9 protein-coding genes are annotated in these 12,787 nt (G+C 31.7%); 6 read left to right on the forward strand and 3 right to left on the reverse strand.

Going from position 1 to position 12,787, the window contains the following annotated elements:
- The first annotated feature begins 87 nt into the window (after positions 1-87).
- From CLCHR_RS14020 to CLCHR_RS14035, 4 genes are all read left to right on the forward strand, one after another.
- Positions 88-1,629, forward strand: a complete 1,542-nt coding sequence (locus CLCHR_RS14020) for an immunoglobulin-like domain-containing protein (protein WP_079440460.1) — start codon at positions 88-90, stop codon at positions 1,627-1,629.
- Positions 1,630-1,865: 236 nt separating this feature from the next.
- Positions 1,866-2,858 carry an NADH-quinone oxidoreductase subunit B family protein gene (locus CLCHR_RS14025; protein ID WP_079440461.1) on the forward strand — a complete coding sequence of 331 codons (993 nt, stop codon included), beginning with the start codon at positions 1,866-1,868 and terminating at the stop codon, positions 2,856-2,858.
- Positions 2,859-2,935: 77 nt separating this feature from the next.
- Entirely contained in the window at positions 2,936-4,447 is a 1,512-nt protein-coding gene (locus CLCHR_RS14030; RefSeq protein WP_079440462.1) for a nickel-dependent hydrogenase large subunit, read from the forward strand.
- Positions 4,447-4,911, forward strand: a complete 465-nt coding sequence (locus CLCHR_RS14035) for a hydrogenase maturation protease (RefSeq protein ID WP_079440463.1) — start codon at positions 4,447-4,449, stop codon at positions 4,909-4,911. Before CLCHR_RS14030 ends, CLCHR_RS14035 begins: the two co-directional genes overlap by 1 nt.
- A gap of 81 nt (positions 4,912-4,992) precedes the next feature.
- On the opposite strand, the gene hypF is transcribed toward CLCHR_RS14035, so the two are convergent.
- Together hypF and CLCHR_RS14045 are read right to left on the reverse strand one after the other, a co-directional pair.
- Positions 4,993-7,332, reverse strand: a complete 2,340-nt coding sequence (gene hypF, locus CLCHR_RS14040; protein WP_139376240.1) for a carbamoyltransferase HypF — start codon at positions 7,330-7,332, stop codon at positions 4,993-4,995.
- A gap of 198 nt (positions 7,333-7,530) precedes the next feature.
- The gene (locus CLCHR_RS14045) at positions 7,531-8,427 is read right to left on the reverse strand and encodes an AraC family transcriptional regulator (protein WP_079440464.1); all 897 of its coding nucleotides are present in this window, start codon (positions 8,425-8,427) and stop codon (positions 7,531-7,533) included.
- Between the two features lie 140 nt (positions 8,428-8,567).
- On the opposite strand from CLCHR_RS14045, the gene CLCHR_RS14050 reads away from it, so the two are divergent.
- Entirely contained in the window at positions 8,568-10,844 is a 2,277-nt protein-coding gene (locus tag CLCHR_RS14050) for a glycoside hydrolase family 127 protein (protein ID WP_079440465.1), read from the forward strand.
- Between the two features lie 173 nt (positions 10,845-11,017).
- Here CLCHR_RS14050 and CLCHR_RS14055 read toward each other — a convergent pair whose 3' ends face one another.
- Positions 11,018-12,367, reverse strand: coding sequence for an aminotransferase-like domain-containing protein (locus CLCHR_RS14055; RefSeq protein WP_079440466.1), 1,350 nt, complete (start codon positions 12,365-12,367; stop codon positions 11,018-11,020).
- A gap of 111 nt (positions 12,368-12,478) precedes the next feature.
- Between CLCHR_RS14055 and CLCHR_RS14060 the strand changes: the two genes are divergently transcribed.
- On the forward strand, positions 12,479-12,766 hold the full coding sequence (locus CLCHR_RS14060; protein ID WP_079440467.1) for a YciI family protein: 288 nt from the start codon (positions 12,479-12,481) through the stop codon (positions 12,764-12,766).
- Positions 12,767-12,787 lie beyond the last annotated feature (21 nt).

The raw sequence follows: 12,787 nt of genomic DNA on the forward strand, positions 1-12,787 counted from the left end.
TGTATTGATTAACAATATGAATATATTTTTTAAATATATTTTACTGATAATGAATATCGGTATTATTTACAAGAAGGAGGGTACAGCGTGTTTTTCAATAAGAAAATGAAAAACTTTTCAACAGCGTTTATAATGTTTATTTACATTATGACATTTTTGCTTCCAAGTAAAATTGTATTGGCAGAAGGAATAACGACGCCAATAATTAATTTGCTTGGAGAGACCACGGAGTATGTAGCACTTGGTTCTAGTTATAAAGAATCAGGAGTAACCATTACAGATGATAAAGATACTGGATTGGTTGCAAAAGTAACATATACTAAGGATGGAACTTCGGTTCCTTACATTAGTACATTTCAAGAAGGAACTTACATAGTTCACTATAATGTTACTGATACAGAAATGAATGCTGCGTCTGAAGTAACTAGAACTGTAATAGTTCAAGTTATTGATGATAGGCATATACCTAGTAGTTACAGTGTTTATGGCTATGAGACTAGTTTAGGATTCAATCTTTTAAGCGATACAGAGATTGAGAATTTATTAGAAGGAGCTATAACAACGGCGGCAGCAGTAAAAGTTACAAGAGAAGATGATACCTTAACAGCTGAATTAATAAAAGAAAATGGAAAGGTATTTACTACAAGTGCTGCAGTAACATATGAATGGTACAGAAATGAAGCATTAGTACAGGAAGGAATTGAGAAGACTTACGCATTATCTAATGATGACAAAGGTAACAACATCATAGTAAAAGTAGGCCAATATAATTTAGTATCAAATCCGTTCTACATTGATGAAGATGAACCTGAAGTAACAACACCAGCAGCGGTGTCGGTAAGGATTAAAGGAACTGAAAAAGTCGGTAATACCTTAACTGGTGAACTTCTATTTGAAGATGGAAGTGAAGTTACTACAAGTTCAGCAGTAACTTATGAATGGTATAGATTATCTAATAAGGATTCTGAAAATGGTGAATTAGTAGGAGATAATAAAACTTATGTATTAGCTAATAGTGATAAAAATAAGTATATTAAATTATTAATTACTTATGGAAATGAAATCTATGAAGCTATTACTTCAAGAATTGCAGGAAGATCCTCAAGCAGTAGCTCTAGTAGTTCATCATCAAGCAACAGTTCAAATACATCGACAAATAATAGCTCAAACACTACGCCAAATAGTAATCAAACTACATCAGCAGGCGAATGGAGCTACGATTCAAATGGATGGAAATTTGTTAAAAATGGACAGGCTGCTAGTGGATGGAATCAAATAAACGGTACTTGGTATTTAATGAATCAAACTGGTGTTATGCTAACAGGATGGCAGCAAATGAATGGTACTTGGTATTTATTAAATAATGGTGGAGCAATGGCAACAGGCTGGCAGCAAGCAAATGGAACTTGGTATCTATTAAAAAATGATGGAGCAATGGCAACAGGCTGGCAGCAAGTAAATGGAACTTGGTATCTATTGAAGAGCGATGGAGCAATGGCAACAGGCTGGCAACAAATAAATGGAGCTTGGTATCTATTAAAAAATGATGGAGCAATGGCGACAGGTTGGCAGCAAGTAAATGGAACTTGGTATCTATTCACAAGTGATGGAGCTATGGTAACAAATTAACAATTAAGGAACAGTATTTGTTAATATAGTTATTTGATTAAGAATCACATTATTATAAATACAGTGACTAAAGCTTTTTAGCTGAAATTTCAAAGAAGTAAAATATTGATTTTTAACAAAATAATAAAAACTCAAACAGCTTGTCTGATATATTATCAGACAAGCTTAAATATAAGAAAGATCTAATGATTATATTAGAAATTTTATAGATTTTTACAAAAGGAGGGCAAAGTCATATGAAAATGACAAGAAGAGATTTTCTAAAGTGGATGATAGCGTCTGGTGTAGCTTTAGGTATGGGCAAAATGGATATTGCTAAGGCAGAAAGTATTTTAGATACTATAAAGTTTGTACCAGTAATTTGGCTGCAGGCAGCAGGATGTTCAGGTTGCACAATTGCTTTCTTAGATATGGTGCAAAATGAGGTAGATACAGTTTACACAGTAGAAGATCTTTTAATGAATAAATTAGATTTAAAATATCACAGTACTTTGATGACAGCATCTGCATCTGAATCTATGAAGATACTTGATGAAGAATATAAGGAAAACGGTTATATACTTGTGGTTGAGGGTGGAATACCAACAGGCCAGGACGGAGCTTATTGTGTAATTGGAGAAAGAGATGGTAAGCCATTAACAGCATTGCAGGCATTAAAAGATTTTGCGGTAAATGCCAGCAGCATAATTGCAATAGGAACTTGCTCAGCTTATAAGGGAGTATCAGGAGCAGGAGATAATATTACGGCAGTTAAAGCAGTAGATGAGATTCTTACTGGATATGGGGATAAAATAATAAACTTACCTGGATGTCCAGTTCAGCCTTATATTATTGGAGGTACTATAGCAAAATTATTAGCAGGTGAAACTTTGGCTAAGGATTCTAAGAAAAGACCAACAGCCTTTTATGCAGCAAGTAATTTACATGCGCGCGCAGATAGTGTTACCGGAAAACCAAATTGTCCACTAAGATCACAACAATCACTTAAAGCAAGTACACTTGGAACTTGCGGAAGATGTTTTGAAAACATGGGATGTAGAGGAAGAGACGCTGAAACAAAAGTTACTTGTTATTCAAAATTATGGACTACAGATTGGACCTGTAAAAAAGGCTGCTTCGGAGCAGGTAGTATGTGCATAGGATGTTCTAGTCCGAATTTCCCATTTACTACAGCTGGTGCATCTAGCAGTATATATAATTTTAAATCACCAACAATTACAACAACATAAAGTAGGAATAGTTAAAATATACGATATATTTATAGATTATTAAGAACTATAACAAATTGAAAAAAGGATGGGATGTTATGGCTACAATTAAACTTGATCCTGTTACTAGACTAGAAGGACACATGAAAGTTGAAGTTGAGATAGATGATAACAATAAAGTTATTGAAGCACGAAGCACAGGAAATATGTTTAGAGGCTTCGAAGCAATGCTTAGGAATAGAGATCCAAGAGATGCGGTACATATAACTCAAAGAATATGTGGATTATGCCCTGTATCTCATGGAATGGCTGCAGTTAAAGCTATAGAAGCATCTAAAGGATTTACTCCTTCAAAGCAAGCTGTATTGATGAGGAATCTAATTCAAGGTGGTAATTTTGTATCAGATCACATACTTCATTTTTATCATTTATCACTTTTAGATTATGTTAAGGGTCCAGATAAATCACCTTGGCAGAGTGGTTTCAATACAGATATGAGATTCTCTAAAGCAGAAAGCAGTAAGATTTTTGATAATTATGTTAAGGCTTTAGATATAAGACGTAAGGCACATCAAATGGTTGCGCTATTTGCAGGAAGAATTCCTCACGTACGATCTATAATGCCAGGTGGAGTAACAAAAGTACCTACTGCAGATGAAATTAGTCAATATAAAGGGTTCCTTTCAGAAGTAAAAGATTTTATTAATAATGAGTATTATAACGATGTACAAAAAGTAGCGTCAGTTTATAAAGATTATTTTGACATTGGGAAAGGTTATGGAAATTTAATTTCCTTTGGAGCATTTGAAGTTGATAGCGATGATAAAACAAAAGATTTATTTAGAAGCGGAAGATATACTGATGGAGACTTACTAAGTGTTGATTTAACTAAAATTAAGGAATCAACAAAATATTCTTGGTATGAGGGTAATGCTTCATTAAGTATAAATTCAGAAGGTACAAATCCTAATATTAATAAAGCTGATGCATATTCATGGGTAAAAGCTACAAGATACATAGATACACCACATGAAGCAGGACCTATTGCTAGAATGTGGATTAATGGGGATTATAAAAATGGTATATCAGTTATGGACAGACATGTAGCTAAGATGCTTGAAGCTAAAAAATTGGTTAATGCATTGTCTATATGGATTAATAACTTAAATTCTTATCCTGCAAATCCTGATGGAGCTACAACGGGATCTAAATACAGAACTGAGTTATATGATCCTAAGCTGCATAGCTTTAGTTATATAACTTCAGGAGAAGGGGTAGGAACTACTGAAGCACCAAGAGGTGCATTACTTCATTATGTTAAATACGATATAGACCCTAGTAAAAATACGCAAAGTATAATTAAGAACTATCAAGTTATAACTCCTACATGCTGGAATGCTTCACCTAGAGATAATAAAGGGCAGAGAGGTCCTTTAGAAGAAGCCTTACTAGGTGTAACTATTAAGGATGTAAATAATCCTATTGAATTAATGAGAATTGTACATTCCTTCGATCCATGTACTGCTTGTGCAGTTCATATAATGACACCAGATAAATCTGTTGATAAGAGCTTCATTGTTTCTACTCCTAATCCTACCGGTATAATCTAATGGAAAAAGTTACTGTTTTAGGGATAGGAAACTTACTACTAAAGGATGATGGAATAGGGATTCACGTAATTGATCATCTTAAAGAGCTTGAATATGATAGCAATTATAATGTAGAGCTTATAGATGGGGGAACCTGCATATTAGATCTTTTAGATGTATTTATGCAAAATGAAAGAATTATAGTTTTAGATAGTATAAAAGGTGGACATGAACCTGGTACAATTTATAAACTTACGCCAGAAGAACTCGGAACTTATATAAAATCAACTACTTCTCTTCATGATGTTCAGGTGCTAGATATTTTAAGAGACGCCAAATATCTAGGGTTTGATCCTGAAGTAGTTATAATAGGTATAGAGCCTGAGGAAATTACTTTTGATTTGGAGTTATCTCCTATGATAAAGGGAACTATTCCTAAGATAATTGATGTTATTAATGAAGAATTAAACATAGAAATAGCGTAAAGAAATGTACGAAAGAATGTAGATAATTAAATCATATTAAAAGTGCACCCAGTGTTAGAAATTTTAGCACTGGGTGCATTTTTAATAGTTTTTATTTGATTTTAATTTTGCATCTGCAATTACAAGCTGACCTAAAGCTATTCCGCCATCATTTGTTGGAATTATGCTATGACTATAAACATTAAAACCTTGTGTTTCTAGAGCATTAACAAGACCTACGAAAATATAGTTGTTCTGAAATACACCACCACTCAATGCTACATCATTTATATTGTGGAGAATTCTCAATCTTTTGCAGATATCAACTGAAAAGGAAATCACAGTATTATGAAAGCGTTGAGCTATCATATTTTTTGAGGTACCTGCTCTTAAATCATTAACTACAGAATTTATTATTGGAATGGTATCTATAATTAGTTCATTGTCCTTATTAAATATGTAATAATCATAGGAGCTATCATTATCATTATTATTGATTAATGCTTCAAGTTCCATAGAAGCCTGTCCTTCATAGGTTACTTTTTGGCAAATATCAAGTATTGAAGATACAGCATCAAAAAACCTTCCCATGCTAGAGGTTTCAACACAATTAATATTTTTGTCTATCATTTTAAGGAGTATATCTGCTTTATTACCATAGAAATCACTAATATAGGTTATTTCCTCAGGTTTACTATGGTAAAGATACGATGCTCCCATCCTCCAAGGTTCTAATATAGCAGCGTCACCTCCTGGCATCATGACATAATCTAAATGCGCTGCACGATGGAAATTTTCATAATCACATATTAAAAATTCGCTTCCCCATATTTTTCCGTCAGTCCCATAGCCGGTTCCATCAAATGATAGACCAATTACTTTGCTAGAAAGTTTATTTCCAATCATACAGCTTACTATATGAGCATGGTGATGCTGAACTTGTATTAATTCAGTATCACAGGACTGGGCATATTGAGTTGAATAGTAACTTGGATGCATATCTGAGACAATATATTCTGGGTTAGAGGAAAAAATATTTTCTAAATGATCAATATTATTTTTATAATGCTCATAAGTTTCTAAGTTTTCAAGGTCTCCATTATGGGGACTGAGAAATAAAAAGTTATCCTTAGAAATACAAATAGTATTTTTCATATTAGAACCACACGCAAGTATAGGGGCCACAGTTTTAAAATTGATTGGTTCAGGAGCATAACCTCGTGCTCTTCTTATTACTCTTTCACGACCTAGAACTACTTTTGAAACAGAATCATCTACAGGAATGAATATATCTCTATCATGCATAAGAAAATAATCTACAACATCGCTTAAATGATCCACAGCATTGTCATTTATATATTCTAGTGGGAGACCACGAACATTTGCGCTAGTCATTACAAGTACATTTAAATCATTTAAAAACAAAAGCTCATGGAGAGGCGTAAATGGTAACATAACTCCAAGAGTATTCTGATTTGGAGCTAAAGTTTCTGGTAAGCTATAATTATTTAGTTTATTTAAAAGCACTATGGGTTTTCTTATTCCAGACAAAAGTTCTTCTTCTTTAGCGTTAACAGTACAATATTTTTTTGCTCTATTAATATCTTTCACCATCACGGCAAAAGGTTTATCTGGACGATGTTTCCTTTTTCTTAAAAGATCTACGGCACTAGAATTTTCACCATCACATACTAAGTGAAAACCCGTTAATCCTTTAACTGCAAATATAAAACCTTCTTTTAACTTTTTTTGAGTCCAAGCTATTATTTTTTCATTAATATAAGCTTCATTATTTGTTGAATGAAGCTTATTAAGTTCTTGATTGTTATCAATTATATCTGTTAAAGGGATGTCAACTCCTTTGCTATCAGTTAAATAAATATGAGGACCACAATTATGACAGGCATTTGGCTGCGCATGAAATCTTCTATTTAATGGATTATTATATTCTTCCGTACATTCTGGACACATTTCAAAAATTTCCATAGTAGTTTTGTTCCTGTCATATGGAATTTGCCTTATAATGGAGTATCTTGGACCACAATTAGTGCAGTTTGTAAAAGGATAAAAATATCTCCTATTATTAGGGTCTAAAATATCTTCACGGCAATCCTTACAGATAGAAATATCAGGGGAGATGAGAGTTATCTTATCTAAATGTTCTAGGCTTTCTTTTATTTCAAAATTATGAAAGTTAAAAGGATTTTTTTCAACTATGTTTATTTTTTCAACCCGAGAAAGAGGAGGCGGATTAAGCCGTAATTCATTTAAAAAATTATCTAAATTGTCATCATAACCTTCTATGTCAATGAACACTCCCTCAGAAGTATTATTAACCCACCCTTTCAAATTATTTAAAACAGCTGTATTATATACAAAAGGCCTAAAGCCAACACCTTGAACTATCCCTTCAACTTTTATAAATAATCTTTTTATCTTCATGTAAAAACTCCTATTACTATGTTATTTAGCTATCTATACATCATGATTTTTATGAACAATTAACTAGAAATTAGGCGATAAAAAAGTAGCTTTCTAATAATTTTTCATATTGTAATATATTTTAGGATTTTATGGTTTATAATATCTTTATTATAAACCATATTTATGTTGAACAGTACACTCAATAAAAGATAATAGTCACACATTATTTAAAAAGGTCATGTTATATGCATTTCTGAATTGTTTTGGAGTTAAATTCTCGTATTTTTTGAATAATTTAAGAAAATATTTTTCGTCGATGAATCCTAATTCATGGGCGATTTCTTTTATGTTTAAATTTGAATTACATAAAAGTTGTTTAGCATTAGACACTCTTAAATAATTTATATATTCCTGCATGCTCATTCCCATTCTTTTCTTAAAATAACGTGCTAAATATTCCTTTGTAAAATTGAACTCATAAGCGACATTTTGTAAGGATATATTTTGGGTTATGTGAATCTTTATCCACTGCAAAATTTGAGAAAGAATATCTTCTTTCTGAATAGTTTCACCAATGGATGTGTTGAACGTTAGTATGACCTGTTCAGTAATTTCTATTAAAAGAGAAGTAAGAATATAGTTTACACTTTGACTAGTGTAGTAGGTTGATTGCGATAAGTGAAGTAATTGACGAAATAATACATTTATCCTGTCTAGATTTAAATTTTTAGATAGAGTAGGTATTAATATGCTTGAACTCAATCCATTGAAGTAAGGATTGTTTTGAGCTATTGATAGTTCGGGCATAGCGTCAGTGTGGTCATACATTGCATTAAGATCATTGCAATAAAAATGAGCCCAGTAAAAAGAAGTCCCTTTATCAGAGTAATCATAGCCTTTATGCTTACGTCCAGGCTCTAGTAAGAGAAGGTCTCCTTCTCCTATCTCATACTTTTCATCATCCTGCTGAATATGCATAGTTCCTTTATTCATTATAATAATTTCAAAATTATCTATAATCCTTTCCATATGTAGCCATTTCCTATCAGCAGTAAAGTTTCCACAAATGGAAAAGGATAAGGGGAAATCAATATTAGCTTTAAGATATCTCATTGGTTAATATTCGCCACCTTTTGTTAATATAGTCTACCGACAAAGAAATTGTTTTGTGACATACTTATATTGTACAAAGTAATAATAAATAAGTAAATGCAATATATTACACTTTTATAATGAAAGGAATGGAGAAGTTTATGGAAAAAGTAAAATTAATAGATGGTTTATTCAATGAATCACAAAAAAAGGGAAAAGAATATCTTGAATACTTGGATGCTGATAGACTTTTAGCACCTTGCTATGAAGCAATAGGTAAAACACCTAAAAAACCACGTTATGGTGGGTGGGAGTCAATGAAGATAAGTGGACATTCTTTAGGCCATTTTTTATCAGCCTTAGCTGCTATGTATGTTGCTGAAAAAGATGAAAGATTAAAGGAAAAGCTTGATTACGCAGTATCAGAGCTTGCATATCTTCAAAGTTCAGACGGCAAAGGGTATGTAAGTGGATTTCCTAGGGAATGTTTTGATAAAGTTTTTAGTGGAGATTTTAATGTTACTAGATTTGAGCTAGGAGACAGCTGGGTTCCATGGTATAGCATTCATAAAATCTTTGCAGGGCTTATTGATGCATATGTTCTTACTGGAAATGAAGAAGCACTTGAAGTTGTTAAAAAACTTTCTGATTGGGCTAAAAAGGGAACAGATAATTTAACAGAAGAACAATTTGATAAAATGCTTTATTGTGAACATGGTGGTATGTGTGAAGCTATGGCAAATCTTTATGAAATCACTAAGAATAATGATTACTTAGAGTTATCAAAAAGATTTTATCATAAAGAAACATTAGCACCATTAACAAAACATGAGGATGAACTTGAAGGTAAACATGCAAATACTCAAATACCAAAGGTGATTGGGGCTGCAAGGCTTTATGAAGTTTTAGGTATCGAAGAATATAAAGAAGCAGCTAAATTTTTCTGGAACATGGTTACTAAGAGACGTTCATATGCTATAGGAGGAAATAGCAGAGATGAACATTTTGGAAAAATAAATACTGAAAAGTTAGGAGTTACTACAGCAGAAACCTGTAATACTTACAATATGTTAAAACTTACAGAACATTTATATAAGTGGGATCATAATTCAGACTATATGGATTACTATGAGAATGCACTATATAACCATATACTTGCGTCACAGGATCCAGAGTCTGGAATGAAAACTTATTTTGTTTCAACACAGCCTGGACATTTCAAGATTTACTGTTCACCTGATAATTCTTTCTGGTGCTGCACAGGTACTGGAATGGAGAATCCAGGAAGGTATATAAGAAACATTTATTACAGGGATGAAGATAACCTATTTGTTAATCTTTTCATAGATTCAGAAATTCAATTAGATGATAAAGGTATAATCTTAAGGCAAGAAACAAAATTCCCAGAAACAGATAAGACAAAACTTATCTTTGAACAAGCAGAAGAAAAATTTATGACCATAAATATAAGAATACCATATTGGGTAAATGGAGAAGTTAAGGTGGTTGTAAATGGAAAAGAAGAATATTCAAAAGCAGACAGAGGATATATGGCCTTAGAAGGCAGTTGGAGAAAAGGCGATGTTATAGATGTAACTCTTCCAATGAATATACATGTTTATAAATCTAAAGAAGATTCACATAAAATTGCATTTATGTATGGACCATTAGTTCTTGCGGGAGCTCTTGGAAGGGAAAACTTCCCACAAACTGATATTCTAGAAGATCAGTTAAAATTAAATCACTATCCAGGAATTGTAGTTCCAACCTTAGTAACAGATAATTCGAAACTTGAAGAGTGCATTAAACCAGTTGAAGATTCTATATTAACTTTCGAAACACAAGCAATAGGGGAGCCAGGGAAGGTAAAATGCACATTAATCCCGTTTTATAAACTACATCATCAAAGATATACAATTTATTGGACAAAGATGACTAGTGAAGAATATAAGCAAAACGAATTAACTAGTATTGATTATCAAGAAAAGTTAGACAAAATAACTATAGATTTAGTTAATCCAAATGAACAGCAGCCAGAAATAGAACATAAGATGAAGTCTGGAAATTCACATTCTGACTACTCAGGTGAAGCTGGAAAGGGTTGGCGTGAAGTTATAGGCGAAGGATATTTTAGTTATGAAATCAATGTAGATCCTGATAATGAAGCGTATCTAGCTGTAACTTATTGGGGAAGTGATAAAGAGTGTTTTATTGAAGGTCAAAGATGTGTAAGAGAATTTAATATTTATGTTGATGATAATTTAATTTCAGAAGAATTATTAAACGAGAATAAACCTTATGCATTATTTGATAAGTTCTATAAAATACCTAAGGAATTAACTAGTGGTAAATCAAAAGTTGTGGTGAAATTTACTTCAATTAAAGACAAAATTGCAGGAAGGGTATTTGGAGTAAGAATTACAACAGAATGCTTGTAATTATAATAACTAACCGAAAATAGAAACGTGAAGTGTATATTTTCGGTTAAGGAATATATTTCATGCAACTTTTCTAATAGTTTATGAGACTTTATTACTCTTGTAATTAAAACGTATCCCATAAAGATACAAACATCTATGTAATCTGGTTAATTATCATTTAAGTAGAATAATTACAATGTTTGTCGGTGATAATATTTTTTCACTATTTTAAGAAGTTCGTTAATCCCGTTTTCTATTTCTGATATTCTAGAGCTTCCAACACTTATCTTCAAAAAGTCATTATTAAAGTAGTCTTTTAAATAATTCTCATGCATCTCTTTGATAATAATATCTTTTTTACCACATTCTTTAACTAACCAATCAAGATTAAGTTTATCTAAAAATTCAATACATCCATAAAATCCAGTGTCAGGAATGTGCCATTTTATATTTGGAATATCAAATTTATGCGATGCACTTTTCAAAGAAGACATTCTTTTACTATATATTGTTTTTATGCGATTTCTATTTGCCTTAAACATTCCACTCTTGATATAGATATCTAAAGCACCTTGTGATAATACAGATGTATTTAAATCCATCCATTTCTTATATTCTTCAAAGGTATTCCTTAATACTTTAGGAAGAACTACAGCAGCAACTCTGAGACCGGGAAGCAAAACCTTTGAGAAACTTTTTATATAAGCAACTTTAGAGGAGATATAATAATAATACATTGGAAATTCATTGTTTTTGATTTCTAACTCACCAAGATAATCATCTTCTATTATATAAACATCGTATTTTTCAGCTAATTTTACGATTTGCTTTTTTTCCTCAACTGCATAACTTATTCCAAGAGGATTACTAAAACGCGGGATTGTATAAAAACATTTTATATTGCCATAAGCAAACTTTTTTTCAAGCTCCTCCAAATTCAATCCATTAAAGTTCCTTTCAATTCCAATAACAGAAGTTTTTGTAGTTTCTAGAGCTTTCAATGTACCATGATAAGTTGGCTGTTCTACAAGAACAGTGCTCTTTCCATTTGGAAATGGCATACTGCAAAGTATATTAATTGCTTGCTGAGAACCAGAAGTTATAAATATATCATTTGTTGAACAGAATATTTGATAATCCTCAAAATAGTTTTTTAAAGTACTAATTAACTCGGAAAGCCCTTTTGGATCAGAATAATTAAAAAGAGTGGCTTTATGTATATCTATGGCTTGATTTAAGCAATGTTGAAATTCCTCATAGGCTAATATACTTTCATCAGGAGAGCCAGTTGAAAAATCTATAATTTTTTTTATCTTATCTATATGAAGATCTTTTTTATCAACTAAATAATATCCACTTTGCGGTATTGAATAGACAATATGATCTTTTTGAAGTTTATCATAAGCATGCACAACAGTTTGTTTGCTACAGCTAAATTTATGGGATAACTCTCTAATGGTAGGCATTTTCTCACCATGTTTTATACTACCGTTATCAATTTCGGTACTAATGAAATCAACTATATCACTATATTTACTCATATATCTCCCTTTGTACTAGTACAATATGATTTTTTACAAATTGAACAAGTAGGTTTTATAATTTACAATTTAATTGTACCACAACCATATTATACAAGGGAGAGAAATGTTATGTTTATAATTGTTTTAGAATATGAGAAACCAATGGAGGATGTCATAAATCATTTGGATGGCCACAATATTTTTCTAAAGAAATATTATGATTTAAATAAATTCATATGTTCAGGAAGACAAGAACCAAGAGTAGGTGGAGTAATACTATGTAATGGTAGCGACAAGGTGGAAATAAACTCAATAATTAAAGAAGATCCTTTCTACAAAAATGGGGTTGCTAAATACAAAATTATAGAGTTTATACCAACTAAATACACAGATAGTTTTAGAGAATTTATTATATAAAGTAAAAAATGCTAATGTATT

The sequence above is a fragment of the Clostridium chromiireducens genome, from assembly GCF_002029255.1.
GTDB lineage: Bacteria > Bacillota > Clostridia > Clostridiales > Clostridiaceae > Clostridium > Clostridium chromiireducens.

What these genes read in the sequence shown, in the direction of transcription:
- CLCHR_RS14025 (WP_079440461.1), top strand. Translation starts at nt 1,866, where the DNA reads ATGAAAATGACAAGAAGAGATTTTCTAAAGTGGATGATAGCGTCTGGT.
- CLCHR_RS14030 (WP_079440462.1), top strand. Translation starts at nt 2,936, where the DNA reads ATGGCTACAATTAAACTTGATCCTGTTACTAGACTAGAAGGACACATG.
- CLCHR_RS14035 (WP_079440463.1), top strand. Translation starts at nt 4,447, where the DNA reads ATGGAAAAAGTTACTGTTTTAGGGATAGGAAACTTACTACTAAAGGAT.
- hypF (WP_139376240.1), bottom strand. Translation starts at nt 7,332, where the DNA reads ATGAAGATAAAAAGATTATTTATAAAAGTTGAAGGGATAGTTCAAGGT.
- CLCHR_RS14045 (WP_079440464.1), bottom strand. Translation starts at nt 8,427, where the DNA reads ATGAGATATCTTAAAGCTAATATTGATTTCCCCTTATCCTTTTCCATT.
- CLCHR_RS14050 (WP_079440465.1), top strand. Translation starts at nt 8,568, where the DNA reads ATGGAAAAAGTAAAATTAATAGATGGTTTATTCAATGAATCACAAAAA.
- CLCHR_RS14055 (WP_079440466.1), bottom strand. Translation starts at nt 12,367, where the DNA reads ATGAGTAAATATAGTGATATAGTTGATTTCATTAGTACCGAAATTGAT.
- CLCHR_RS14060 (WP_079440467.1), top strand. Translation starts at nt 12,479, where the DNA reads ATGTTTATAATTGTTTTAGAATATGAGAAACCAATGGAGGATGTCATA.